This is a genomic window from Aliisedimentitalea scapharcae, assembly GCF_045277565.1.
GTDB classification, from domain to species: Bacteria; Pseudomonadota; Alphaproteobacteria; order Rhodobacterales; family Rhodobacteraceae; genus Aliisedimentitalea; species Aliisedimentitalea scapharcae.
The window spans coordinates 3,713,002-3,738,246 of record NZ_CP123584.1; the positions used below are offsets into that span (position 1 = coordinate 3,713,002).

General features: G+C 62.2%; 21 protein-coding genes. 11 read left to right on the plus strand and 10 right to left on the minus strand.

Annotation, left to right across the window (positions count from 1 at the left end; genetic code table 11):
* The first annotated feature begins 2 nt into the window (after window positions 1-2).
* On the plus strand, window positions 3-755 hold the full coding sequence (locus QEZ52_RS17265) for an aspartate/glutamate racemase family protein (RefSeq protein ID WP_406645713.1): 753 nt from the start codon (window positions 3-5) through the stop codon (window positions 753-755).
* A 118-nt stretch (window positions 756-873) separates the two neighbouring features.
* Here QEZ52_RS17265 and QEZ52_RS17270 read toward each other — a convergent pair whose 3' ends face one another.
* Window positions 874-1,536, minus strand: a complete 663-nt coding sequence (locus QEZ52_RS17270) for a TetR/AcrR family transcriptional regulator (RefSeq protein WP_406645714.1) — start codon at window positions 1,534-1,536, stop codon at window positions 874-876.
* A 61-nt stretch (window positions 1,537-1,597) separates the two neighbouring features.
* On the opposite strand from QEZ52_RS17270, the gene QEZ52_RS17275 reads away from it, so the two are divergent.
* From QEZ52_RS17275 to QEZ52_RS17300, 6 genes are all read left to right on the plus strand, one after another.
* Window positions 1,598-2,953: a flavin-containing monooxygenase gene (locus QEZ52_RS17275; RefSeq protein ID WP_406645715.1), complete on the plus strand. Its 1,356-nt coding sequence runs from the start codon at window positions 1,598-1,600 to the stop codon at window positions 2,951-2,953.
* A complete protein-coding gene (locus tag QEZ52_RS17280) occupies window positions 2,950-3,870 on the plus strand; it encodes a bile acid:sodium symporter family protein (RefSeq protein ID WP_406645716.1) in 921 nt (306 codons plus the stop codon). The genes QEZ52_RS17275 and QEZ52_RS17280 overlap by 4 nt, the downstream gene beginning before the upstream one ends.
* On the plus strand, window positions 3,867-4,802 hold the full coding sequence (locus QEZ52_RS17285; RefSeq protein ID WP_406645717.1) for an SDR family oxidoreductase: 936 nt from the start codon (window positions 3,867-3,869) through the stop codon (window positions 4,800-4,802). The genes QEZ52_RS17280 and QEZ52_RS17285 overlap by 4 nt, the downstream gene beginning before the upstream one ends.
* Complete coding sequence (locus tag QEZ52_RS17290) at window positions 4,799-5,557, plus strand: SDR family NAD(P)-dependent oxidoreductase (protein ID WP_406645718.1); 759 nt, start codon at window positions 4,799-4,801, stop codon at window positions 5,555-5,557. Before QEZ52_RS17285 ends, QEZ52_RS17290 begins: the two co-directional genes overlap by 4 nt.
* 288 nt (window positions 5,558-5,845) lie before the next feature.
* Window positions 5,846-8,002: a thiamine pyrophosphate-dependent enzyme gene (locus tag QEZ52_RS17295; RefSeq protein ID WP_406645719.1), complete on the plus strand. Its 2,157-nt coding sequence runs from the start codon at window positions 5,846-5,848 to the stop codon at window positions 8,000-8,002.
* Window positions 7,999-9,510: an indolepyruvate oxidoreductase subunit beta family protein gene (locus QEZ52_RS17300; RefSeq protein ID WP_406645720.1), complete on the plus strand. Its 1,512-nt coding sequence runs from the start codon at window positions 7,999-8,001 to the stop codon at window positions 9,508-9,510. The genes QEZ52_RS17295 and QEZ52_RS17300 overlap by 4 nt, the downstream gene beginning before the upstream one ends.
* A gap of 15 nt (window positions 9,511-9,525) precedes the next feature.
* Here QEZ52_RS17300 and cueR read toward each other — a convergent pair whose 3' ends face one another.
* Both cueR and QEZ52_RS17310 read right to left on the minus strand, forming a co-directional pair.
* Window positions 9,526-9,915, minus strand: a complete 390-nt coding sequence (gene cueR, locus QEZ52_RS17305) for a Cu(I)-responsive transcriptional regulator (protein ID WP_406645721.1) — start codon at window positions 9,913-9,915, stop codon at window positions 9,526-9,528.
* Window positions 9,916-9,930: 15 nt separating this feature from the next.
* The gene (locus tag QEZ52_RS17310) at window positions 9,931-12,438 is read right to left on the minus strand and encodes a heavy metal translocating P-type ATPase (protein ID WP_406645722.1); all 2,508 of its coding nucleotides are present in this window, start codon (window positions 12,436-12,438) and stop codon (window positions 9,931-9,933) included.
* A gap of 527 nt (window positions 12,439-12,965) precedes the next feature.
* Here QEZ52_RS17310 and QEZ52_RS17315 point away from each other — a divergent pair.
* From QEZ52_RS17315 to QEZ52_RS17325, 3 genes are all read left to right on the plus strand, one after another.
* Window positions 12,966-14,078: an S-(hydroxymethyl)glutathione dehydrogenase/class III alcohol dehydrogenase gene (locus QEZ52_RS17315; protein ID WP_406650546.1), complete on the plus strand. Its 1,113-nt coding sequence runs from the start codon at window positions 12,966-12,968 to the stop codon at window positions 14,076-14,078.
* Window positions 14,079-14,304: 226 nt separating this feature from the next.
* Window positions 14,305-14,571 (plus strand): metal-sensing transcriptional repressor, encoded by a 267-nt coding sequence (locus QEZ52_RS17320; protein WP_406645723.1) that lies wholly within the window; start codon window positions 14,305-14,307, stop codon window positions 14,569-14,571.
* A gap of 4 nt (window positions 14,572-14,575) precedes the next feature.
* Entirely contained in the window at window positions 14,576-15,799 is a 1,224-nt protein-coding gene (locus QEZ52_RS17325; protein WP_406645724.1) for an MFS transporter, read from the plus strand.
* A gap of 20 nt (window positions 15,800-15,819) precedes the next feature.
* On the opposite strand, the gene QEZ52_RS17330 is transcribed toward QEZ52_RS17325, so the two are convergent.
* The 5 genes from QEZ52_RS17330 to QEZ52_RS17350 all read right to left on the minus strand — a co-directional run bounded on the left by QEZ52_RS17330 (window position 15,820) and on the right by QEZ52_RS17350 (window position 23,253).
* Complete coding sequence (locus QEZ52_RS17330) at window positions 15,820-16,821, minus strand: GlxA family transcriptional regulator (RefSeq protein ID WP_406645725.1); 1,002 nt, start codon at window positions 16,819-16,821, stop codon at window positions 15,820-15,822.
* A 20-nt stretch (window positions 16,822-16,841) separates the two neighbouring features.
* Window positions 16,842-19,316 (minus strand): FAD-dependent oxidoreductase, encoded by a 2,475-nt coding sequence (locus QEZ52_RS17335; RefSeq protein ID WP_406645726.1) that lies wholly within the window; start codon window positions 19,314-19,316, stop codon window positions 16,842-16,844.
* 24 nt (window positions 19,317-19,340) lie between these two features.
* Window positions 19,341-20,420 (minus strand): alcohol dehydrogenase family protein, encoded by a 1,080-nt coding sequence (locus QEZ52_RS17340; protein WP_406645727.1) that lies wholly within the window; start codon window positions 20,418-20,420, stop codon window positions 19,341-19,343.
* Between the two features lie 10 nt (window positions 20,421-20,430).
* Window positions 20,431-21,606, minus strand: a complete 1,176-nt coding sequence (locus QEZ52_RS17345) for a mandelate racemase/muconate lactonizing enzyme family protein (protein WP_406645728.1) — start codon at window positions 21,604-21,606, stop codon at window positions 20,431-20,433.
* A gap of 126 nt (window positions 21,607-21,732) precedes the next feature.
* Window positions 21,733-23,253: a trimethylamine methyltransferase family protein gene (locus QEZ52_RS17350; RefSeq protein ID WP_406645729.1), complete on the minus strand. Its 1,521-nt coding sequence runs from the start codon at window positions 23,251-23,253 to the stop codon at window positions 21,733-21,735.
* A gap of 93 nt (window positions 23,254-23,346) precedes the next feature.
* Here QEZ52_RS17350 and QEZ52_RS17355 point away from each other — a divergent pair, with 93 nt between their 5' ends.
* Window positions 23,347-24,249: a LysR substrate-binding domain-containing protein gene (locus QEZ52_RS17355; RefSeq protein ID WP_406645730.1), complete on the plus strand. Its 903-nt coding sequence runs from the start codon at window positions 23,347-23,349 to the stop codon at window positions 24,247-24,249.
* A gap of 68 nt (window positions 24,250-24,317) precedes the next feature.
* On the opposite strand, the gene QEZ52_RS17360 is transcribed toward QEZ52_RS17355, so the two are convergent.
* A complete protein-coding gene (locus QEZ52_RS17360; protein ID WP_406645731.1) occupies window positions 24,318-24,902 on the minus strand; it encodes a carboxymuconolactone decarboxylase family protein in 585 nt (194 codons plus the stop codon).
* On the minus strand, window positions 24,899-25,243 hold the full coding sequence (locus QEZ52_RS17365) for a carboxymuconolactone decarboxylase family protein (protein ID WP_406645732.1): 345 nt from the start codon (window positions 25,241-25,243) through the stop codon (window positions 24,899-24,901). Before QEZ52_RS17365 ends, QEZ52_RS17360 begins: the two co-directional genes overlap by 4 nt.
* Between the last annotated feature and the right edge of the window lie 2 nt (window positions 25,244-25,245).

Below are 25,245 nucleotides of genomic sequence, written 5' to 3' on the forward strand. Positions count from 1 at the left end.
CCATGTCCACACTCAGTTCCACATTCGGGGGCGGCAAGACAGTCTATGGCGCATCGGTCGGTATCCTGATGCTGGAAACCCGATTTCCCCGCATTCCCGGTGACATGGGCAATGCGTTGACCTGGCCGTTTCCGGTGCAATACCGGGTTGTGCGCGGTGCCTCACCGGACAAGGTGGTGCGCGGAAACCCCAAGGATCTCCTGGATATCTTTGTCGAGGCAGGTCAGGATCTGGTTGCTTCGGGGTGTGATGGCATCACCACCAATTGTGGCTTTCTGGCGCTGGTTCAGGACGATCTGCGCGCGGCGTTGGGCGTTCCGGTGGCGACCTCATCGCTCATGCAGGTGCCGATGGTCCAGGCGCTGTTGCCTCCGGGCAAGAAGGTGGTGATTTTGACAATTTCCAAGGCAACCCTGAGCGACGCCCACCTGCGCGCTGCCAATGTGCCTGCGGATACGCTGGTCTATGGCACCGATGGCGGAACCGTCTTTACCCGCGACATCCTCGGGGACGCAGCCGAAATCGACTTTGCCGCCTGCCGCCAGGACATGCTGGATGCAGCGGACGAGATCATGGCCAATGAACCCAACGTGGGCGCCATCGTGCTGGAGTGTACCAATATGGTTCCCTACGCGGCTGATGTGCGCAAACGCACCGGTCTGCCGGTCTATTCGATCGAGAGCTTTGTGAGCTGGTTTCAGGCCGGGCTGATGCCGCGCCGTTACCCTCTGGATCTGGACGACCCGCGGCGATAACCGCAAAACAGCCCCCACATGGGCGGCACTGTCGCGGCACCGTCTCGGACACATTGGGGAAACATCGGGGACACATCGGGGACACATGGGGAGGGGGACATCGGGGGGGGGGAGCCCCCTATTTCAACGTCGCCTCCATCCCCGCCACGCAAAACGTCAACAACACCTTGTCATCCGGGCTGCGCAGACGCGGACCTTCGCCGCCCAGCGCCTCGATCCGCCACGCCGACGTCACCTGCGCCAACAGCGCCGCGACGGAATAGGTGAACCCGGCTGAAACCCGCCGCTTGGACACCCGCGGATAGAGCGCGGCAATTTCATCGACAAATTGCTGCGCAACGGGGTCGAAACACACCATCGCCAGCGATCGCCACCGGGTGTCAGCCGACACATAGGCCACCAGACGGGCATAGGCCATCCACTGCGCCCCCCCGGTCCGTGCCAGCTCCAGATAGGGCAGCAGGAAACACTCCATGATTGCCGGCACATCCAGATCCCCCACTGCCCTGCGACCGGCCAGCGCCTCCAGCCGACGCCGGGACAGCTCATCCGCGCGCCGCGCAACCACCACATGGAACAAGGCCGCCTTGTTGCCCGCGTGATGCGACACCAGCCCCACCTGAACCTGGGCCTCTACCGCAATGTCGCGCATCGACGTGCCATCAAACCCGCGCTCTGCAAACAGCCGCTCGGCCGCATCCAGGATCCGTGCACGGGTTTGCAACGACCGCTGTGACGGGGCGCGCTGGCGTTGTTTGTCTGGTCCAGCGTCCGAATTCATGACTCTGCCTTGCATTATTTTGAACGTTCGTACAATCTAAGGAAAAATTGGCGGAGGGGCAATGTCAGATTATTCAGACCGATATGCGTTGATCGGCGCGGGCCCCATGGGGTTGGCCATGGCCAAGGTCCTGCTTGAACAGGGGATCTCGTTTCAGGGGTTCGAACTGCATTCGGATGTCGGTGGCCTGTGGGACATCGATTCCCCCCGGTCCACGATGTACGACAGCGCGCATCTGATTTCGTCCAAACACATGACCGAATTCACCGATTTTCCGATGCGGCCAGACACGGCCGAATACCCGTCGCACCACGCCCTCAAGCACTATTTCCACGACTTTGCCGACCACTTTGACCTGCGCCCCCATTATCACTTTGATGCCGAAGTCACCCGGATAGAACCGCTGGGCGGCGACGGTGATGGCTGGGCCGTCCACTGGTGCGATGCAGACGGGGACCATCAGGAGATTTTTGCCGGGGTGATGATCGCGAACGGAACGCTCAGCGAACCCAATCTGCCCCGGTTCAAAGGCCAGTTCGACGGAGAACTGATTCACGCATCGCAATATCGCGCACCATCCCAGTTCGATGGCAAACGCGTGCTGGTGGTCGGGGCCGGAAACTCGGGCTGCGACATTGCGGTCGATGCCATTCACCACGGCACCCGCTGCGACCTGTCAATGCGCCGCGGCTATTACTTTGTCCCCAAATACGTCTTTGGCCGCCCGGCCGACACCATGGGGGGTGCCATCAAGCTGCCGATGTGGCTGAAACGCAAGGTCGACGGGATGATCCTGAAATGGTTTGTCGGCGATCCGCAGAAATACGGCTTTCCCAAGCCCGATTATGCGCTGTACGAAAGCCACCCTGTGGTGAACTCGCTGGTGCTGTACCACGCCGGGCATGGGGACCTGACAATTCGCCCTGACATCGACCACCTGGATGGCAAAACCGTTGTGTTTCGCGGTGGTCAGACCGGCGAATACGACATGATCCTGGCCGCCACAGGCTACAAGCTGCACTATCCGTTCATCGACCACAGCCTGCTGAACTGGCAGGGCGATGCCCCCCATCTGTATCTTAACGCGATGCATCCCCACCGCGACGACCTGTTTGTGCTCGGCATGGTCGAAGCCTCGGGGCTGGGCTGGCAGGGCCGCCACGAACAGGCCGAAATGGTTGCGCGCTATATCACCGGGCTGCGCAACAACCACCCCCAGGCTCAGGCGTTGCACTCCGAAAAATCCGCAGGATTTCAACGCGCGACCGGCGGGATGGCCTATCTGGACGTGCCCCGCATGGCCTATTACGTCGACAAGGCGACGTATCGCACGGCCGTGACCCGCTGGATCAAACGGCTCGCCAGTCCCGGACCAACCCGCCACGCCCCCCAGAACGCTGTCGAGGCCACCCAATGAACATCGACGACGTCGCGCTGAACTTCAGCCCCGGATCACTGACACTGCTGAATGCGATCCTGGCGATCGTCATGTTTTCCATTGCCATTGATTTGTCCCCTGCCGACTTTCGCCGATTGGCACGGGCCCCCCGAGCGTTGATCACCGGGTTGATCTCGCAGTTTCTTGTGCTGCCGGTCCTGACCTTTGTTCTGATCTGGATCACTGCGCCGCGCCCGTCAATTGCGCTGGGTCTGATCCTGGTTGCCGCCTGCCCCGGTGGCAATATCTCGAATTTCATCACCCATCGCGCCGGAGGCAATTCCGCCCTTTCGGTATCGATGACCGCCTTTGCCACGGTCGGGGCCATTGTGCTGACCCCGCTCAATATCGCGCTTTGGGGCAGCCTCTATCCGCCAACCCGCGCGATCCTGCAGTCCACCGCCATCGACCCGGTTCAGATCGCCGTCACCGTCTCCCTGATGCTGATCCTGCCTCTGGTACTGGGCGTGCAGTTGAACCAGCGCCACCCGGAATTGACCGCGCGCCTGCGCAAACCGCTGCAAATCGTTTCCTTCCTGATCTTTGTCGCCTTTGTGCTGCTGGCGCTGGCCGCCAATTGGAGCTTTTTCCTGGGCTTTGCCGGGACCGTCGCAGGGCTTGTCGTCCTGCACAATTCGCTGGCTCTGGGCGGCGGGTATCTGACAGCAACGCTGGCTGGTCTGTCCGCCTTTGACCGGCGCGCCGTGACCATTGAAACCGGCATTCAGAATTCGGGTCTGGGGTTGGTGCTGATCTTTGCCTTTTTCAATGGGTTGGGCGGCATGGCCGTGGTCGCCGCCTTTTGGGGCATCTGGCACGCGATATCCGGTATCGCGCTGGCCGGCGTCCTGGCCCGCACACCGCTGGACCGCCCAGAACCGGAGCCCACCGCATGACCCGCATTCTGATCACCGGTGCGTCAGGCATGATTGGGCACGCCCTGCTGGACCTGCTGGGAAAGACCTCACACGACATCATCGCGACCGATCTGCGCGCGCCCGCCTTGCCCACAGCGGCCCGGTTCCTGCCCATGGACGTGACAGGATCGGACCCGGAGCGCGTGATCACCCAAACCCGACCGGATGTGATTGTGCATCTCGCGTCGATCGTCACCCCGTCTGCCGGTGCCAGCCGGGATTTGGCCCATGCCGTCGATGTCACCGGCACCCGGAACGTGCTGCGGGCAGCCTGCGCCAACGGGGTGCGGCGACTGGTGGTGACATCCTCGGGGGCTGCCTATGGCTATCACGCCGACAACCCAGTGCCCCTGCGCGAAACCGATGCCCTGCGGGGCAACCCGGAATTTGCCTACGCCGATCACAAACGCCAGGTCGAAGAGATGCTGGCCCAAGCGCGTCAAAGCCACCCCTCGCTCGAACAGGTCGTGCTGCGGGTTGGCACGGTTCTGGGCGCAGATACCAACAACCAGATCACCGCGCTGTTTCACAAACCCCGCCTGTTGGCGGTGCGCGGCTGCGACAGCCCGTTTGTCTTTATCTGGACCCAGGATCTGGCGCATATTCTACTGCGCGCCTGCACCGATGGCCCGCCCGGTATTTTCAACGTCGCCGGGGATGGCAGCCTGGGCATCGACGATCTGGCCCGGTCACTGAACAAACCGGTCCTGCGCCTGCCCGCCACCGCGTTGAAAGCCGCCCTGGCGATCGCAAAGCCACTTGGCCTGACCCGCTATGGCCCCGAACAGGTCCGGTTCCTGCAATATCGCCCGGTTCTGGCCAATGAGCGCCTCAAATCCGACTTTGGCTATACGCCGCAGCTCGACAGTGCCCAGGTGTTTGACCTGTGGCGCAGACAGGCGGGCCTGTGAAAACCGCGGTCATTTCAGGCGGGGCCGGCGGGCTGGGCCGCGCGCTGAGCACGGCGCTGCAATCACAGGGTTGGCGGGTTGCGCTGATTGATCGCGATATCTCAGGACTGGACAGGCACCCCACACAGTTGCCCCTGCAATGTGACCTGACCGACCCGGCACAATTGTCTGCAACCATGGATCAGCTGCTGACCGATACCCCCCAGATCGACCTGGCCATCTACAATGCCGGCGTCACCCATATCGGGTCCTTTGCCGATACCGCACCGGACACCCACCGCACCGTGTTTGACATCAACTACTTCGCGGCCATCTCTATGGCCCATGCGCTGCTGCACCCGGTCCGCGCCGCCCGTGGCACACATCTGGCCATATCTTCCGTCGCCGGCTTTGCGCCCCTGCACAATCGCACCGCCTATGCCGCCTCAAAACACGCGCTCCAGGGCTTCTTCACGTCCCTGCGCTCCGAAGAACGCCGCCATGGCGTCACGGTCCAGATCGCAGCCCCCTCCTTTGTCGCCACCAACACCGGCAATCCAGATCGCCAACCCGATGGGACTGCGCGCCCCGGCTCCGCTCCGGATGGCCTCGACTACATGTCGCCCGAACAGGCCGCCCGACAGATTCTGCGCGGCCATGGGACCGGTCGCCCGATGATCCCTGTGGGCCGCATCGCGACAGCCGCCTGGTGGATCAACGGCATCGCCCCCCGCCTCTATCAACGCCTCATGGAGCATCAGATACGCGGGCTGTGATCCGCATCTCTTCTGACCGTCCTGGCTTCTTTCTGGTAAAAATACCTGCGGGTGAATGCGCCGCAGGCGCAGAGGGCAGCCGCCCTCCCCTGCAGCGCCCACGGCGCTGCACGGCCCAACGGGACGCCCGCCTCGCAGAGGCGGGATGACCCGGCGGGAGCCCCCCGATACCAGTTTTGCAAAAAGGCGGCTTCCCATTTATATGAAAATGTATATTCTTTTCTGGCGAACAAACCCATCATCGACCCCACACAACGTCTCCACCCACCGACTCTCCCCAAGGACCCCATGGCCGAACGCTCATTCAAATCCGAAGTCCAACACCTCAGGATCCCCGCCGGAGAAACCTTTCGCGGCGAAGGCATTCTCGCCATCACCAAGGCCCTGCTTGAAAACGGTGTCGGCTATGTGGGCGGCTACCAGGGCGCACCGATTTCACATCTGATGGATGTCCTTTCGGACGCCCAGGACATCCTGTCCGATCTCGAGATACGGTTCGAGGCCAACGCCTCCGAAGCCGCCGCCGCCGCGATGCTGGCTGCGTCGATCAATTATCCGATCCGCGGGGCTGTCACCTTCAAATCCGTGGTCGGCACCAATGTCGCGTCTGATGCGCTGTCCAACCTGGCCTCTGCCGGAGTCACCGGCGGCGCATTGATCATCGTGGGCGAAGACTATGGCGAAGGGTCTTCGATCATGCAGGAACGCTCCCACGCCTTTGCCATGAAATCGCAGATCTGGTTGCTGGACCCGCGCCCCAACCTGCCGTCGATGGTTCAGGCCGTGCGCCACGGGTTCGAACTTTCCGAAGCGTCGAACACCCCGGTCATGCTGGAACTGCGTATCCGGGCCTGCCATGTGCACGGGGCCTTTACCACCCGCGCCAATACACCTCCGCCAATGACCGTGGCTGACGCGCTGAAAAACCCGACCCGCAAAACCGACCGGATCGTCCTGCCCCCCGCCCTGTTCTATCACGAACAGGAAAAGATCGCCGAACGCTGGCCTGCCGCTGTCCAATTCATTCTCGACAACCGCCTGAACGAACATTTTGGCCCCGAAACAGATGCGGAAACAGGTAAAATCGGCATCATCACCCAGGGCGGCATGTACAACACCGTGCTGCGCGCCCTGCAGCGCCTAGGGCTGGCCGATATTCACGGCACCTCCCGGATTCCGCTCTATGTGCTGAACGTCACCTATCCCTTGATCGACAGCGAATTCCTGCAGTTCTGCACGGGCAAGGATGCGGTGCTTGTGGTCGAAGAGGGACAGCCTGATTTCATCGAACAGGCCTTTGCCGCGATGCTCTACAAGGCTGGGCAGACCGTCACCCTGACAGGCAAGGATTACCTGCCCAGAGCCGGCGAATACACCGGCGCAGCTATGTATCAGGGCATCACCAATTTCCTGCGCGATCACGCCATCGACCTGCTGAGCGACGCCGACCGCGCGCCCAACACCGACGCCCCCGACCCTGCCATTGCGGCGCTGACCAAAACCCTGCCCCAACGCCCGCCCGGCTTTTGCACCGGGTGCCCTGAGCGTCCGATTTTTGCTGCGCTCAAGATGGTCCAGGAAGAACTCGGCCCGCATCAGATCACCGGAGACATCGGCTGCCACCTGTTTTCGACGCAACCTCCGTTCGAAATCGGCGGCTCCACCATGGGCTATGGGTTGGGACCGGCCTCGAACGCGGCCTTTGATGCGGGCGGCGCGACGCGGCCGATTTCGATCCTCGGCGACGGCGGGTTCTGGCACAACGGGCTGACGTCGTCGATTGGCAACGCCGTCTACAACCGGTCCGACGGGCTGACCGTGATCGTTGACAATTATTACTCTGCCGCGACCGGCGGACAGGACCTCCTGTCTTCGCGCGCTGATAACGAGACCAAAGCCACCAACAATTCCATCGCAGGTGCCATCCGGGGCGTCGGCGTCGACTGGATCCGCCAGATCGACCGCACCTATGACGTGCCGAAATTGCGCGACACCCTGCGCGAGGCGCTGACCACCGATGCCCCCGGCCCCAAGGTGGTGATCGCCGCGTCCGAATGCATGCTGAACCGGCAACGCCGCGAACGCCCGATCCGTCAGCAGGCGATCAAGGCGGGCCAACGCCAGGTGGTGCCACGGTTCGGTGTCGACGAAGACGTCTGTACCGGTGATCACGCCTGCATGCGGCTCTCGGGCTGCCCGTCTCTGGGCCTGAAACACACCGGCGATCCGCTGCGTGACGACCCGGTGGCCCACATCGACCAGACCTGTGTCGGCTGCGGCAATTGCGGCGAGGTCGCAGATGCCGCCGTGCTTTGCCCCTCGTTCTATCAGGCCGACCGGGTGCACAACCCCGGCTGGCTGGAACGGCGCATCAACGGGATGCGCAAATCGGTCATCACCTGGCTGCAACAGCGGCGCGATCGCAAATGGGGACGCACCGCATGACTGCCTCATTCGAACACTCGGGCCTGATCCGGCTGGCCATCCTTGCCGTCGGCGGACAGGGCGGCGGTGTGCTGTCCAACTGGATTGTCGATTTGGCCGAACGCAACGGCTATATCGCCCAAAGCACATCCGTCCCCGGCGTCGCCCAGCGCACCGGGGCCACCATCTATTACGTCGAACTGTTGCCCGACACCAGCAGCCCCCCGGTGCTGGCGCTGATGCCGTCGCCCGGCGATGTGGACATCGTCATCGCCGCCGAAATCATGGAGGCCGGACGTGCCGTGACCCGTGGTTTGGTCACCCCGGATCGGACCACGCTGATTGCGTCGAACCATCGGATGCATGCGGTGTCGGAAAAGGTGGTTCCGGGCGATGGGGTGATCGGCAATGGCCTGGTGCTGCCCCATATTCAGGCCGCCGCCCACCGGTTGATCTGCTGTGATTTCGCCGCCATCGCCGCCGACACCGGAAGCCATATTTCGGCCAGCCTGCTTGGCGCGCTCGCCGGGTCTGATGCCTTGCCGTTTGACCGGGCCGCATTCGAGGCCACGATTACCGCCTCCGGACGTGGGGTCGAGCCCAGCCTGCGTGCCTTTGGGGCCGCTTATGCGGCTGCCCGCGCGCCCGCCCCGTCTCCCTCCCCCCATATGCCCGCGCCTGACCACGCCGCCCCCCGCGCGCCCGACGTCGCCCACCTGCCCGACCCGGTGCAGGACATGGCCAGCGCCGGTCTGGCCCGGGTCATCGACTATCAGGACACAGCCTATGGGCAGGAGTACCTGGACCATCTGGCCAGCGCCGCCCGCGCAGACGCGGCCCAAGGCGGTGACGCCCACCAATTTGCCTATACCAGCACGCTGGCCAAATACCTCGCCAACGCCATGTGTTATGACGACATTCCCCGGGTTGCGGATTTGAAAACACGGTCCCGCCGCACCGCGCGCGTCCGGGACGAGCTGGGTGTACCGTCTGACGCGGTGCTTCAGCTCACCGAATACTTCCACCCCCGGACCGACGAACTCCTCAGCCTGCTGCCCACCCGCGTCGGTCTCTGGGTCGAATCCCGCCCGGCGCTGGTCCGTGGGATCGCGCGTCTGTTTTCCAAGGGACGGCGCCTGCGTTCAGACCGCCTGGTGCCATTCCTGATGCTCTATTGGCTAGCCGGACAACGCCGGCGTCGTCGCGGCATGCTGCGCCATCACCGCGAATTGGCCCATATGCAGGCCTGGCTGGGCTGCGCGTCCCAGCTTCTGCCGCTCAACTATGATCTGGCGGTCGAAACCCTCGGCACCCGACGCCTGATCAAAGGGTACAGCGACACCCACACCCGGGGGTTGGCCAAATTCGACCGGGTGATGCAGGGCATCGCGCTGGTCCAGAACCGCACGGATGCGGCGGATTGGGCGCGGCGGCTCAAAACCGCAGCCTTGGCCGATGTCGATGGCACACAGCTCGACGGGGTGATCCAGACCATCCAGAGCTTTTCGGGCACCCAGGCCGCCGAATGACACCAGCGTGCCCGCCTACAGCTTTCCTGACAGATCCTTGAGGATCGGACAGTCGGGCCGGTTGTCCCCGGCACAGCAATCCACCAGCTCTGTCAGCGTGTCCCGCATGGACTGCAGATCGGCAATCTTGGTCTCGATCCGCGACAGATGCTCCTTGGCCAATCGTTTGACATCGGCGCTGGCGCGGGTTTCATCCTCGTATAACGCCATCAGGGTGCGGCAATCTTCGATGCTGAACCCCAACGCCCGGGCGCGCCCCAAAAAGGCCAGCTTGTGCAAATCGCTGTCGCGAAATCTGCGATACCCGTTGGCGCTGCGATGCGGCTTGATCAGGCCGATGTCCTCGTAATACCGGATCGTCTTGGCTGGAAGGCCCGAGCGGGCGGATACGTCACCGATGTTCATGCGCTTTGCCTCCTCTCACTGTGCCGCCGCAGGTGCCGGGACCAGCCCCGGACCAGATGCGGCGGTCTGCGCCGCCAGCGTCGGCGCAATGCGACGCAGACGCAAGGCATTGCTCAGCACAAACACGCTGGACAGCGCCATGGCACCCGCAGCCAGAGCCGGTGACAACAAGGGCCCGCCAAAGGGATACAAGACCCCCGCCGCCACCGGAATCAGCAGAATGTTATAGCCAAAGGCCCAGGTCAGATTCTGCCGGATATTTCCCATCGTGCGTCGCGACAGAGCAAAGGCATTGACCACGCCGCGCAAATCCCCGGACATCAAAACCACATCCGCCGCCTCGATTGCCACGGCCGTGCCCGACCCGATCGCGATCCCCACATCCGCCGCCGCCAACGCGGGCGCATCATTGATCCCGTCTCCGACAAATCCCAGGTCCCCATGCGTGGCCCGCAGCGCCTCCAGCGCGGCGACCTTGTCACCGGGCAGGCATTCTGCCTTGACGTGATCAATGCCCAGATCGCCAGCAATGGCCCGGGCGGTGGCCGCGTTGTCCCCGGTGATCATCGCGACCGCCAACCCCTGGGCCTGCAAGGCGCGAATGGCCTCGCGGCTGCCCGGTTTGATCGGATCCGCCACCGCGATCACCGCTGCGATCTGGCCGTTGATAGCGGCAAACATCGGTGTTTCCCCCCGTGCTGCGACCTCTTCGGCCCGCTCGGCCAACGCCCCCAGATCGATGCCATCGCGGGCCATCAGCCGGTCCGCGCCAATCAACAGGTCCTGACCCTCCACCCGCGCTGACAGACCCAATCCGGTCAGGGCCTCGACCTTTTCGGCTGTGGGCAGATCCGCACCCGCCGCCGCAACCAGAGCCCGGGCAATCGGGTGTTCGGACTGCGCTTCGGCGGCGGCCACCAGACGCAGGACATCTGCCCGATCAAAACCGGGGCTGGTTTCCAACAGAGTCAGCGCCGGGCACCCTTGAGTCAATGTCCCGGTCTTGTCCAGCGCCACGACCTTGACCTCTTGCAACCGCTGCAGGGCGTCACCCTTGCGAAACAGCACCCCCAGCTCGGCCGCGCGGCCGGTCCCCACCATGATTGACGTCGGCGTGGCCAGCCCCATGGCACAGGGGCAGGCAATGATCAGCACCGACACCCCGGCCACCAGAGCAAAAGGCAAAGACGGGGCCGGGCCGAACACAGCCCAGACCAGAACCGTCAACGCCGCAACGATCATAACCGCAGGCACAAACCACAATGTGATGCGATCCACGACCCCCTGCACCGGCAGCTTGGCTCCCTGGGCGTGCTCCACCATCCTGACGATCTGCGCCAGCTTGGTATCGCGTCCAACCCGGGTCGCGTTATATTCGATCACCCCATTGCCATTGACCGTCCCGCCCGTCACCTCGGTGCCTTCTGTCTTGGCCACAGGCACAGGTTCGCCGGTGATCATGCTTTCGTCCACATAAGACGTGCCGCTGATCACCGTGCCATCCACGGCGATCCTGTCTCCGGGGCGGGCGCGGATCACATCGCCGGGGCGGATCTCTTCGACCGGCACCTCTGCCGCTTTGCCCCCGCGCAAAACGGTGGCCGAACGCGGCTGCATCCCGACAAGTTTGCGGATGGCCGCCCCCGTGCGCCCCTTGGCCCGCGCCTCCATCCAGCGCCCCACCAGGATCAGCACCACAATGACGGCTGCAGCTTCGTAATAGACATTGGCCGTTCCTGCCGGCAGCACACCCGGCGCAAAGGTCGACACCACCGAAAAGACATAGGCCGCCAGCGTCCCGATCGCCACCAGCGCATTCATGTCGGGCGCGCCGCGCAACAGGGCCGGAATGCCACGTTCATAAAACATCCGACCGGGCCCCATCAGCACGGCAGAAGTCAAAGCGAACTGCACCAGATGGCTGTTGGTCGTGCCGATGTTGGCCGCAACCCAATGGTGCAGGGCCGGGATCATGTGCCCGCCCATTTCGATCAGAAACACCGGCAGCGCCAGCGCCGCCGCGATGATCATGTTGCGCCTCAGGGCTGCAATCTCGGCCTCTTTGCGCCTGTCCTGGGACTCTGCCCGAGTGCCCTGGTCCGGCTCGGCACGCGCGGGGTACCCCGCCTCGGTCACGATCCGCGCCAATTCGCCCGGGGTCACAGCGCCCTGCGCATAGGTCACATGCGCAGACTCGTCGGCCAGGTTGACATGTGCGCCCACCACCCCCTGCGCGCCGATCAGGGCCCGCTCGACCCGTCCCACGCAGGAGGCGCAATTCAACTGCTCGACATGTAAAACTACAGACGACGTCACCGCAGGATAGCCCGCAACCTTCAGCGCATCGGTCAGCGCAGACAACGCCACATCGCTGGACTGTGTGACCTGTGCCGTGGCATTGGCCAGATTGACGCTGGCGGTGCTGACGCCATCCACGGCGGCCAGCGCGCGCTCTGCGCGCCCGGCGCATCCGGCGCAATTCAGGCCGCTGATTTGCAGAGAAACGATAGGGCGGTTGGACATGGTGCACAGATCCCGAGTCGATGACATTGCGCGAGATATGGGGCTTCCAGTCACGGGAAGGTCAAGAGGGGGCGTCAGATTTTTTCATTTGACATCTGTGATCACAGAATGCGAAGGCTACGCCAGCAAACAATCGGTCCTGCGACATTCCATGTCGCATATGGGACCAGAACATGCAGACCGGGAATGGTATGCTGCATTTAAGAAATCACACGCGGCGGCCAGATCGCGGCCCGCACACACGAGAAATGGGAGATTACGAAATCCGCAAGCCTGGCAGCTTTGCAAAGCGCATTCCGAACCCGCAGACTGCACAGCATATGCACATGCTTGCCTAACGTCATCCATTTCTGTAACCGTTTGAAAATTGAGCTGACTGCCCTCACGGACCGGGGCGGCTCTGCTCTTCCTGACGTGACGACCGAAGACGACCAATTGACCGCCTGCCCGATGCAGTTTGCCCTAGGCAAGGCCCCGATCAACAAAAGAACATATAGAGCGCCAACAAGAAGGACGTACCCCATATGATGAAAACACGCGCAGCAGTTGCGGTTGCCCCCGGCAAGCCGCTGGAGATCATGGACGTGAACCTCGAAGGCCCGCGTGCCGGCGAAGTTCTGGTGGAAATCAAGGCCACGGGCCTGTGCCACACCGATGAATTCACCCGCTCGGGCGACGACCCCGAAGGCATCTTTCCGGCGATTCTGGGCCATGAGGGTGCCGGTATTGTTCTGGAAGTCGGCGAAGGCGTCACCAGCCTGAAGCCGGGCGATCACGTGATCCCGCTTTATACGCCCGAATGCCGCGAATGCGATTACTGTCTGAACCCAAAAACCAACCTGTGTCAGGCGATCCGCTCGACCCAGGGGCAGGGTCTGCTGCCGGATGGCACCACCCGGTTCAGCATGGAAGACGGCACCCCGATCCATCACTACATGGGCTGCTCGACGTTCGCCAACCACACCGTCGTGCCCGAAATCGCGCTGGCCAAGGTGCGCGACGACGCGCCGTTTGACAAAATCTGCTACATCGGCTGCGGCGTCACCACCGGCATCGGCGCGGTGATCAACACCGCCAAGGTCGAAATCGGGTCGACTGCCGTTGTGTTCGGTCTGGGCGGCATCGGTCTGAACGTGATCCAGGGCCTGCGTCTGGCCGGAGCCGACCAGATTGTCGGCGTCGACCTGAACCCGGGCAAGGTGGAGATGGCCACCCGCTTTGGCATGACCCATTTCGTCAACCCTGCCGAAGTAGACGGTGATCTGGTCGCCCATCTGGTCGAGCTGACCGGCGGCGGCGCAGATTACACATTCGACGCCACTGGCAACGTCAACGTCATGCGCACCGCGCTGGAATGCGCACACAAGGGTTGGGGCGAAAGCATCATCATCGGTGTGGCACCGGCAGGGGCCGAAATCTCGACCCGCCCGTTCCAGCTGGTCACCGGCCGCTCCTGGCGCGGCACCGCATTTGGCGGCGCAGCCGGGCGCACGGATGTGCCCAAGATCGTCGATTGGTACATGGACGGCAAGATCGAGATCGACCCGATGATCACCCACAAGCTGAGCCTGGACGAGATCAACCACGGCTTCCACCTGATGCACGAAGGCAAGTCCATCCGCGCCGTGGTGGAATTCTAAATCACAGCGGAGCTTCTCAGCTTCACAGCATGATCCCGATTTCGGATTGGCCTGCGGCCAATCCGACCGGGGGCCCGGGGGGCGGCGCGTTTCACGCGCCGCCCCCCGGGCCATTTGGGCACTGCTTCCAAAGATGGGCCAGAACCCAAAGTGGCTCCCAAGAAAATCATTGCAGCGGCACAGACAGGCCCTTCACATATCCTCCCAGGGGGGATATTGGTCTGCTATGACCAGACCCCACAAACATCAATCTCATCCCAAGGTGATCGCTCGGCTGAAACGGGCCAACGGTCACCTCGCCCATGTCATCGCCATGATCGAAGAGGGCAGCCCCTGTACCGACATCGCCCAACAGCTGCAGGCCGTGGAAAAGGCCATCACCAATGCCAAGCGGGTATTGATCCACGACCACATCGACCATTGTCTGGATCCCGACGAAGCCGGACACGCCCCTGACACCGCCAGTTTCAAGGCAATCACAAGGTACCTGTGACCCCATGTTGTCGATTCTGGCAAACCGCACCTATCGCCACCTGTTTCTGGCCCAATTGATCGCCGTCATCGGAACCGGGCTGGCCACCATTGCGCTGAGCCTACTGGCCTATGATCTGGCTGGCGAAGAGGCGGGTCTGGTGTTGGGGCTGGCTTTGACGATCAAGATGGTCTGCTATGTGACCATCGCACCCATCGCGGCTGCCTTTGCAGCTCAGATGCCCCGGCGGACCTGGTTGGTGACACTGGATCTGATACGCGCCGGGGCAGCCCTGTGTCTGCCGTTCGTGACCGAAATCTGGCAGATCTATCTGCTGATCTTCGTGCTGCAATCGGCCTCGGCGGCCTTTACACCGGCCTATCAGGCCAGCATTCCCGATGTGCTCCCGGATGAAGAGGAGTACACCAAGGCCCTGTCTCTGTCCCGGTTGGCCTATGATCTGGAGAGCCTCGTCAGCCCCGGGCTGGCCGCTCTGCTGTTGGGGGTCTTGACGTTTGATTCCCTGTTCTTTGGAACCGCCATCGGCTTTGTCGCCTCGGCACTGCTGGTGACGTCGATCCTGTTGCCCTCTCCCGTTCCAACGGTGCGACGCAGCCTCCATGACCGCACCACCCGCGGTCTTCGGCTCTATCTGACGACCCCACGGCTGCGCGGCCTGTTGGGGCTCACTGTTGCGGCCTCGGCAACGGCGTCCATGGTGTTCGTCAACACCGTGGTGATGACCCGGTCCGTGCTGGGCCTGGGCGAAAGCAGCGTTGCGCTGGCGCTGGCGCTGTTCGGTGTCGGGTCCATGCTGGTGGCGCTGATCCTGCCCCCCCTCCTGAAACATACCAAAGAGCGCCGGGTGATGTCGCTGGGCGCGTTGGTTGCCATTCTCAGCCTGACCGGATTGGCCGTTGTCCAGGGGGGCGGGTCGCTGACCATGGGCTGGGTAGGTCTTGCCTGGTTTGGCACCGGTGTCGGCTATGCCGCGGTGATGACCCCATCAGGGCGCCTGCTGCGCCGATCCGTTGCCCCCGAAGACGGCCCGGCGATCTTTGCCGCGCAATTCACCCTGTCCCATGCCTGTTGGCTGGTCAGCTATCCTTTGGCGGGCTGGGCGATGACCCGGCTGGGGGCACAGCCGACATTGCTTCTGCTCACCGGGCTGGCCTGGATCGGGCTGCTGGTCGGCAGATGGGCATGGCCCGCCCCCAAGCCGGACCAGACACAGCCCGAAACCAATTGACCGACGATGGCCCCACCAGATCAATGCGGATCAAAGCCACGCTCGGCCTGGGGGGAAAACCCGAAATGACGACGATAGACCCGGCTGAAATGGCTTTGCGACGAAAACCCGTTGGCCAGCCCCACTTCGATGATCTTCATGTTGGTCTGACGCAGCATCGACCGGGCATTTTCCAGCCGCAACCGGGTGTGGAACACCTTGGGTGTGACGTTGAGATATTTTGAAAACAGCCGCTCCAGCTGCCGGGTCGACAGGCCGACCTGACGGGCGATGTCCGACGGACGCAGCGGGGCTTCCAATTCGCCGCGCATGACGGCCAGCGCGGCAGACAGCTTTTCGTGCCGGACCCCGGTGCGACAATGATCGGCAAGGGTCTGTTCATGGCTGGCACCGCGTGGGGCCGAACACACCAGCCGGTCAGAGACGGCCGTTGCGGTTTCCATCCCATGGTGACGGGCAATCAGCTGCAACATCATATCCAGCGTCGCCGCCCCACCCGCACAGGTAAACCGCGTCTCATCAATGGCGAACAGGGACCGGCTGATCTCCAGATCCGGCCAGGTTTCGGCCGCAACATGAAGCAGGCTCCAATGAGTCGAAACCGGACGATTGTCCAGCAAACCGGCCTTGGCCAGCGCAAAAACCCCGCCTCCCACCGCTCCGATCTGACAGCCCTTGCGGGCGGCCTGACGCAGCCAGGCCAGCACCCCGGGCGAACTATCGGCGATCTGACCGGCCCCGCCACAGACAAAGATCGTATCCGTCCGTTCGACCGGGTCCAGGCTGCCATCAACTGCAACCGTCACTCCGAACACGGATCGGGCCAGTGCGCCGCCCTCATGCACGGTGCGCCAACTGTAACGCTGGTTCCCGTCGTATTGATTGGCACCATCCAGCGCCGAAATGGCGCTGGCCAGATCCAGCGGTGAAAAGCTGGGCAACAGCAGAAACACGAACCGTCTGTGCGCAACCGGAAACACCGGTTGCGCCAGGTCCTGAACCATTTGCATGACTTTGGTCATGATGCGGCCCCCGGCCCAGATCAGGCGCGCATATTGGCGCCGTTGGCGTCATAGATCGGCGCGCCCAGCACCTCGGCGTCAAACATCTCGCCCAGGATCTCGACCTGCAGTTGGGTCCCCGCGCTGGCGTGTTCCGCGGCGACATAGCCCATCGCCATCGACGTGCCTGCGTGATGTGCGTAGCCGCCCGAACTGATGTAGCCGACCGCCTCACCATCCTTCAGGATCGCCTCGTCGTTTGAGACATCAATGCCGTCCACGTCGATGGTCATGGTCACCAACCTGCGGGACGGGCCTGTGTCGCGCGCGGCCAATGTGGCCTCTTTGCCGACAAAATCCTTCTTCCAGTTGATGAACACGTCCATGCCGCTTTCCACCGCGTCGAAATCGGGACGGAAATCCAGGGTCCAGACACCCCACCCCTTTTCCAGACGCATCGACATCAGCGCCCGCGCCCCATACCAGCGATAGCCCAGATCGGCACCGGCCTCCTCGATCGCTTCGGCGAGACGCAGCAGGTATTGCGGCTTGCAATAGATCTCATACCCCAACTCGCCGCTAAAGCTGATCCGGTTCAGGATCACCGGCACCCCGCCCACATAGGTCTGGCGCAGATCGCGGAATTTGAACGCCTCGGCGCTGACATCATCGCGGGTGATCCGTGCCAGCAGGTCGCGCGATTTCGGCCCCGACAGGGCAATGCCGTGCCAGTCGTCGCTGACATTGGCATAGGACACATCGGCTGGCAGATCCGTTTCGAACCAGCGGCGGTGCGCCTCCTGCATGGCGCCCGAACCGAACAGCATGAAATGCTCCTCGCCCAGACAGGCCACGGTCAGATCCCCATACAGCTTGCCCTTGGGCGTCAGCATCGGGGTCAGGGTCAACCGACCCGGTTTGGGCACATACCCGGCCAGCACCCGGTCCAGATAGGCGCGTGCGCCAGCACCCTTGAATTCATGCTTGGCAAAGTTGGCAACCTCGATGCCGCCCACGGCCTCGCGTACGGCCTTGACCTCACGCGCCACATAGTCGTGGCTGCGGTTGCGCTGGAACGTCGGTTCCTCATGCGCGTCCTCGGGACCATCGGCAAACCACAGCGCATTTTCCAGACCAAAGCCCTGCCCCATCCGCGCACCGCGCGCGACCAGCCGATCATACAGCGCGGTGGTTTTCTGCATCCGACCCTTGGGCAGGGTTTCATTGGGGAATGTCATCACAAAGCGACGTTCATAATTTTCGGTGGATTTCACCGTTCCCCAATCCGGAGAGGCAAATTCACCGAACCGCGCCACATCCATGGCCCAGACGTCAATCGAAGGTTCGCCGTCGATCATCCATTCCGCCATGGTCAGACCCACGCCGCCGCCCTGACAGAAACCCGCCATGACGCCCACGGCGCACCAGTAATTCTTCATCCCCGGCACCGGCCCGATCATCGGGTTGCCATCGGGGCCAAAGGTGAACGGCCCGTTGATCATGTCCTTGATCCCCGCCTCGCCAATCGCCGGGATGCGTTCAAACGACATCTCCAGCCGGTCGGCGATCCGGTCCAGATCCGGTTGCAGCAACTCATGCCCGAAATCCCAGGGCGTCCCGTCTACCTTCCACGGTGTGCCCTTGGGCTCATACGTGCCCAGCAGCATCCCCTGGCGTTCCTGACGGAAATAGATATTCGCCTCGTAATCAATCCCGGCGGGCAGGCGCGAACCGTGGTTGGCAACGGCGTCGATCTTGTCGGTGATCAGGTAATGGTGCTCCATCGGCTGCACCGGCAGGTGGATGCCCGACATATGTCCCACTTCGCGCGCCCACAGACCGCCGCAATTGACCACATGTTCGGCGTTGATCTTGCCCTTGGGCGTGGTCAGATCCCAGCTGCCGTCCGGGCGCTGGCTCATCGCGGTGACGCCGCAATGGGTGAAATACTGTGCGCCATGCACCTTGGCCGATTTGGCAAAGGCATAGGTCGCGCCCGACGGGTCCAGATCGCCGTCCTGATCGTCCCACAGCGCCGCGTGATAATGTTTGGGGTCAATCAGCGGATGCCGCTCTGCGACTTCCCTGGGGCTGATGAATTCCTGGTTCAGGCCCATATACCGCGCTTTGGAGCGTTCCCGTTTCAGGTAATCATACCAGGTCTTGTTCGACGCCAGATAGAAACCGCCCGTGATGTGCAACCCGACGCTGTGACCGGATGTCTCTTCGATCTCCTTGTACAGATCAATGGTATAGCTCTGCAAACGCGAGATATTGGGATCCGAGCTGATGGTGTGGATCTGCCCGGCGGCATGCCAGGACGACCCCGAAGTCAGCTCGTCCCGCTCCAGCAGCACGGCGTCTTTCCAGCCGAATTTGGCCAGGTGAAACAGGATCGAACAGCCCACGACGCCGCCACCAATCACCACGACCTTGGCGTGGGACGGCAGCTTTTTGTCCGTAGAGCTCTCTTCCTTGTGAATGTTCAGGGTGGATTGGGCAAAAGTATCTGACATGTTCGGAATCCTCAGTCAGGGATATCAGGGCAGCAAGACCAGCTTGCCGACGAATTTCTTTTGCAGGAACACATCCTGCGCGGTGTGAATGTCGCCGAGCGGGAAAGTCTGGGCGACCAGCGGCTTGATCTCGCCCGCTTCGATATAGGAAATCAGGTTCGGCATGGTTTCGGGGGCCTGCACGGTGCCGCCAACGAATGTCAGATCCTTGAGATACAGATCGCGCACATCCAGCGTCACCAGCGGCCCGCCAATCGCGCCCGACGTGGCATAGCGACCGCCGCGTTTCAAACAGGAGATCAACGACGCAAAGCCATCCCCGGCCACCAGATCAACAACCAATGTGACGCTCTGTTCCCCCAGAATCTGCGCCGGGTCATCATTCCGATCCAGCAACCGATCCGCCCCCAGATCCTGCATCTGGTCATGTTTGCTGGCCGATGCGATCGCGATCACCGTCGCTCCACGCCGTTTGCACAGCTGGATCGCCGCCGACCCGACCCCACCCGAGGCCCCGGTGATCAGCACGATATCCCCGGCCTTGCATCCCGCGCGCGAAATCAGGTTTTCGGCTGTGGAATAGGCACAGGGAAACGACGCCAATTCCGCATCCGACAGATCGGAAGTCACCGCATGGGTGTGCCTGTCGCGCGCAATGGCATATTGCGCGAACCCGCCATCGCATTCCGACCCCCAGGTGATAAAATCCCAATCGTCGATCGCATCCGCTGCGGGTTGCAGGCTGGCGACCAACACCCGTTCGCCAACGCGCGCCGGGTCGACACCATCACCCACGGCGGCAATCTCACCACAACAATCGGCCCCCTGAATGCGGGGAAAGACCAGCGGACGCCCGGTCCAGCTCGCGTCGTCGTCATCAGCGCCCAACGCACCGGCCGCCGCCTCGGTGTCGCCCGCGACCGCCTTGGAGTACCAGCCAATGCGGGTGTTGACGTCGGTGTTGTTGATCCCGGCTGCGCCGACCTTGATCAGCACCTCGCCCGCCGCCGGGGTCGGCACGGCGACATCGTCGCGAAACTGCAGCGCCTCGGGGCCACCGTGGCCAATCAGATGAACAGCTTGCATGGTTTTGGGAATGGTCATGAATGGATCCTCAGGTCAGGGGCAGGCGTCGGAAACGGCCCGGCATTGCCGGATCATGGAAATGATTCAACGGGCCATTGTCCACCAAATGATTGTGCCAATGGGCCAACGCCTGACGATCCAGTGTCACGCCCAGACCGGGGCCCTCGGGCACTGCAACCACGTTGTTGACCTGCCGAAACGGGCCGCCCTGGATCACATCCCCGATCTGCCAGCGAAACAGCGACTGGCTGGGTTCCGAAATCCACGGCATTGCTGCGCTCATGTGCAGATAGGCGGCGGTGGCAACCCCTGCGTCTCCGGAATAGCACCAGAACCCGACGCCCATCGCCTCGCAGGCCCCAATGAAACGCACCGTTCGGGATATCCCGCCCAGCACTGCAAAATTGGTCACGATGTAATCCGGCGCACCCACCGCCACAGCCCGGCGGATATCCGGCACATGGGTCGACATGCGGATCGACGAATGTTTGCGCAGCTCCGCCATCTCTTCGAACGTCGCAACTGGGTCTTCGTAGTTGCGGATGTCATAGAGTTCGATGTCGCGAAACACCCGGATCGCGGTGGGCAGCGACCATTGCATATTGCTGTCCAGCCGGATCATCGCATCCGGCCCCAATGCCGCGCGCATCTCCTTGACCGTGTCGATCTCGATCCGGGGATCACCCAGGATCAGCTTGCCTTCGAACATGGTCGATCCATGCTCTTCGCGCATCCGCACACAATAATCCGCCACCGCCTGGGGATCCATTTCACCACCGGCCCGAAACCCGAAATATTCGGTAAAGGGGATCGCCTTGCGCACAGCCCCGCCCAGCAAACGGCACAGCGGTTCCCCCGCGACCTTGCCCCGCAGATCCCACAGGGCGATTTCGATCGCGCCAAAGGCCTTGACCACGGAACTGTCGTCCGTGTTCTGCACAATCTGCCAGGGCGGAACGCACAGGCTCTCGCAGCCCGCGATGTCCAGCGCATCGGCCCCGATCAGCCGGTCGCCCATGGCACGAATGCTGTCGACCACGTCGACCGACGGTGCCTCTCCCAAACCAATCAGCCCCTGATCGGTTTCCACCTCGATGATGGTCTTGGACGTGCCGGGGTAATGCCCCCCGGTCCACCACATCGGTTTTTCCAGCGGCAGGTTGATCGGAGTGGCCCGCAGCCCGGTAATCCTGAGCCGTGTCATGAAAATCGCCCCGCAAAACAGGCGTTTCGCCGGTGCACGGGTGGTGTACGGGTGGTGCACGCATCGTGCCAGGGGGGAAATGCCCCCCCTGCATCAGCCGGAATTATGCGTAAAGAAATCATTACCTCAGTACCAGGCATCGGGAAGCTGTTCCTTGCGCTTGGCGACATAGGCGGCCAGTTCTTCTTCCTTGGCCGGATCCAGGGCGGGCTTTTCATACTCGTTCAACATCTGGTTCCAACGGTCATACGCACGCGTGCGCATGTCCTTGGACCCGCCCTCTTCCCAGCTTTCGACATTCTCGCTGTCGCTCAGCTTGGGCTCGTAAAACGCATCCTGATAATTGCGCATGGTGTGCGCCGACCCCAGGAAATGCCCCCCCGGTGCGACCTCGCCATAGGCGTCGCGCGCCATCGCTTCGTCGCTGATGTCCAGCCCTTGGCCCAGGACCTTTTGATAGGATCCCAACCGGTCCGCATCCATGATCAGTTTTTCAAACCCGGTGGCCAACCCGCCTTCGAGCCACCCGGCCGCGTGCAAGACAAAATTCGCCCCGGCGAGCATGGTGGAATGCATCGAATCCGCGCTCTCATAGGCGGCCTGGGCATCCTCGGTTTTTGATGCGGTCAGCGACCCACCACAGCGCAAGGGCAGCCCAGCCCGGCGCGCCAACTGACCGATAGCATAATTCGACACCACCGGTTCCGGCATCCCAAACGTGGGGGCCCCGGATTTCAGCGACATGGAGCTCAGAAAATTGCCCAGCACAAAGGGCGCACCGGGACGCACCAATTGCGCATAGGCACAGGCCATCATCGCCTCGGCCATCGCCTGTGCAACCGACGCGGCCGTCGACACCGGACCCATCGCCCCGGTCAGAATAAAGGGAACAACAACAATGCCTTGCCCGCGTCCGCAATAGACGCGGATCGCCTCGGACACGACCTTGTCCACCAGCAAGGGCGAGTTCGTGTTGACGTTGCCCATGATCACGCAATTGTTGTCCATCACGTCCCGCCCATGCAGGATTTCGGCCATATCAACGCTGTCCTGGGCGCGGCTCATTTCGGTAATTGCCCCCAGATGCGGTTTGTCCGACAGGGTCATATGGGCCAGCACCATATCCAGATGGCGTTTGCTGACCGGGACGTCGCAGGGTTCGCAAATCACCAGCCCGGTGTGGTGCAGATTTGGGTGCAGATAGGCGAGTTTGACCAGCTTCTCGAAGCTGTCCATATCGCCATATCGCCGCCCCCCTTCCAGATCGCGCACAAAGGGCGCGCCATAGATCGGGGCGAACACCTGATTGGTCCCTCCAATCACCACCGAGCGCTCCGGATTGCGGGCGACCTGGGTGAACTGGCGCGGGGCCTTGGCGCATAGATCCCGGATCCACTGCGCATCGGCGCGCACAATATCACCCTCGATCCGCGCCCCTTCGCGCCGCCACAGCTCCAACGCTTCCGGGTCGTCGCGAAACGCGATGCCGACGTCTTCGAATATCCAATCGACCTGCGCCTCGAGCTTGGTCAGTTGTTCGTCGTCCAGCACATCAAAAAACGGCAGGATCCGCTGGATATAGGGCGAAGCCGGCGCGCCCACCGGGGCGGCTTGTCTGCTGCGCGAAGCACGGGCACGTCGGGCCATGATCAGGTCTCCATCAATCTGTGGTGCAACACTACGCAACCGAAACAGGTTTGTGACGGTTGAAAAACCTGATGGTTTGGATAAGTCTGAGTTATGCAAGAACTCTGGAAACTCGTCTCCTCCCCCCGCCACGTCATCGTGTTCGAAGCCGCCGCCCGGCACGGATCCTTTACCCGTGCGGCCGCTGAATTAAATGTGCAGCAGCCCGCCGTCAGCGCGGCGATTCGGCAATTGGAGGACGCATTGGGGGTGACCCTGTTCCACCGCAGCCATCGCAAAGTGGAATTGACCAAGGCCGGAGAGCGATTTTTCACTGATATTTCAATGGCTTTAGAACAAATCCTGGCCTCAGCCCGCGCCGTGTATCAACGCGGATTGAACGACCATGTGACTCTGTCGGTTTCGACCGCTTTTGCCTATTACTGGATGGTGCCGCAGTTGGAACAGCTGCATTCCCAGCATCCGGAGATTGATTTACGTCTGCAAACCAGTGATCGAGAGCCCGATATAGACGCCGAGGGAATCAGCCTTGCCATAAGGCGGGGGGACGGCAATTGGCCCGGCGTACATGCCGCATTGATTGCACCCGAAGTGATCTATCCCATCGCTGGTCCGGGGGTTTTGGCCGGGGCGGACCTGCGGGAGATTCGCGATCTTTTGGATCACCGGCTGATCCACCTCGAAGAGCCGGTGCGCGCCCGCCCGACCTGGGCCCAATGGTTCGCCCATTTTGACGTGTTGGACCGCCCGCCAAAGGCGGGATTACGACTGAACGACTATGCGCTGGTTCTTCAGACAGCCATGGCGGGCGAGGGCATCGCCTTTGGCTGGCAGCATGTGACCCGCAGGCTGATTTCGCAGGGTCTGCTGGAGGCGCGCAGGGATTGGGCCTGGAAGACAGGCAAGGGATTCTATCTGGTTTGGTCCCAGAACACCCCCCTGATCCCCCAGGCCGAACGTGTGCGCGACTGGATGATTTCTCTGGGCGAAACCTGATCGCGCGTGGATCAAGGCGCAAGAAACGCCTTGATCCACGCCGATTTTACACAGCTTCCCCGCCGGGATCAGCCATCATCTCCCTTGTAGAACCCGATGACATCGCCATCGGTTGTCGCGCCCAACCCGTTCAACAATCGGTTCGAGTAGTTGAAATAGGCACAGACCTGATTGACTTCCAGGACCTCCCCATCATCGCATCCGGCAATTTTCAACGCCTCGAAATCGGACTTGATCATCTTGCCGACATCCGTTGTCAGCTTGCCCGCATAACGCAACAGCGCCAATTCCTTGCCCTGAAACTCGTCTTCGGGGCGATGTGCCTTGAGCGCCAGAAAGATTCGATCGCTGCGCGGCTGATCACGCAGCAGGTTGCGAACATTCATAAAATGATGGGTCAGCGAATAGGTGCAATCATTCAGGATCGACGTATAGCTGGCAACCACTTCCAGGAACCAGAACGGCAATTTGTTGTCCTTGGAATGCAACGCCGAACGATAGAGCGTGACATGCCCGTTCATTGTTTCCGGGCGCAAGGAATGCACCCGCATAACCGTATCAACGGTGCCATGTGGAGTGCGCGCCTTGTCCAGCAATTCCTTGAGACGACCGTCGGCCTCCTCATCCGGGACCATGTGAATCCAGGCGCTCATGCCGCGTCTCCCGTGAAGATGTCATAGGCCTTGAGCGCCTTGGCGCTATAGGCATAGGCAGGACCGCCGCCCATGTAGGTGGCCATGGCCAATGCCTCGCATAATTCGTCCCGTGTGGCACCCAATCGCACCAGGGATCGCACGTGAAAGCCGATGCAACTGTCACATTTCGTGGCAATGGCAATGCCCAGCGCCATGAACTCCTTGGTCTTTTCGCTAAGCGCGCCATTTGTCTTGGCCGCCTTGCCCATCATGCCAAATCCCTTGACGGTCTCTGGCACCTCCTTGGAATAGGTGGCGATATTGGCCTCGGTTTCGGCCATGAAATCTTTCCAGTCCATTG

Bases quoted from the DNA above. Each gene is read 5' to 3' on its own strand.
- QEZ52_RS17280 (WP_406645716.1), top strand. From the start codon at position 2,950: ATGAACATCGACGACGTCGCGCTGAACTTCAGCCCCGGATCACTGACA.
- QEZ52_RS17340 (WP_406645727.1), bottom strand. From the start codon at position 20,420: ATGACCATTCCCAAAACCATGCAAGCTGTTCATCTGATTGGCCACGGT.
- QEZ52_RS17320 (WP_406645723.1), top strand. From the start codon at position 14,305: ATGACCAGACCCCACAAACATCAATCTCATCCCAAGGTGATCGCTCGG.
- QEZ52_RS17350 (WP_406645729.1), bottom strand. From the start codon at position 23,253: ATGGCCCGACGTGCCCGTGCTTCGCGCAGCAGACAAGCCGCCCCGGTG.
- QEZ52_RS17345 (WP_406645728.1), bottom strand. From the start codon at position 21,606: ATGACACGGCTCAGGATTACCGGGCTGCGGGCCACTCCGATCAACCTG.
- QEZ52_RS17360 (WP_406645731.1), bottom strand. From the start codon at position 24,902: ATGAGCGCCTGGATTCACATGGTCCCGGATGAGGAGGCCGACGGTCGT.
- QEZ52_RS17300 (WP_406645720.1), top strand. From the start codon at position 7,999: ATGACTGCCTCATTCGAACACTCGGGCCTGATCCGGCTGGCCATCCTT.
- QEZ52_RS17285 (WP_406645717.1), top strand. From the start codon at position 3,867: ATGACCCGCATTCTGATCACCGGTGCGTCAGGCATGATTGGGCACGCC.
- QEZ52_RS17365 (WP_406645732.1), bottom strand. From the start codon at position 25,243: ATGGACTGGAAAGATTTCATGGCCGAAACCGAGGCCAATATCGCCACC.
- QEZ52_RS17315 (WP_406650546.1), top strand. From the start codon at position 12,966: ATGAAAACACGCGCAGCAGTTGCGGTTGCCCCCGGCAAGCCGCTGGAG.
- QEZ52_RS17330 (WP_406645725.1), bottom strand. From the start codon at position 16,821: ATGACCAAAGTCATGCAAATGGTTCAGGACCTGGCGCAACCGGTGTTT.
- cueR (WP_406645721.1), bottom strand. From the start codon at position 9,915: ATGAACATCGGTGACGTATCCGCCCGCTCGGGCCTTCCAGCCAAGACG.
- QEZ52_RS17295 (WP_406645719.1), top strand. From the start codon at position 5,846: ATGGCCGAACGCTCATTCAAATCCGAAGTCCAACACCTCAGGATCCCC.
- QEZ52_RS17325 (WP_406645724.1), top strand. From the start codon at position 14,576: ATGTTGTCGATTCTGGCAAACCGCACCTATCGCCACCTGTTTCTGGCC.
- QEZ52_RS17265 (WP_406645713.1), top strand. From the start codon at position 3: ATGTCCACACTCAGTTCCACATTCGGGGGCGGCAAGACAGTCTATGGC.
- QEZ52_RS17355 (WP_406645730.1), top strand. From the start codon at position 23,347: ATGCAAGAACTCTGGAAACTCGTCTCCTCCCCCCGCCACGTCATCGTG.
- QEZ52_RS17310 (WP_406645722.1), bottom strand. From the start codon at position 12,438: ATGTCCAACCGCCCTATCGTTTCTCTGCAAATCAGCGGCCTGAATTGC.
- QEZ52_RS17270 (WP_406645714.1), bottom strand. From the start codon at position 1,536: ATGAATTCGGACGCTGGACCAGACAAACAACGCCAGCGCGCCCCGTCA.
- QEZ52_RS17335 (WP_406645726.1), bottom strand. From the start codon at position 19,316: ATGTCAGATACTTTTGCCCAATCCACCCTGAACATTCACAAGGAAGAG.
- QEZ52_RS17275 (WP_406645715.1), top strand. From the start codon at position 1,598: ATGTCAGATTATTCAGACCGATATGCGTTGATCGGCGCGGGCCCCATG.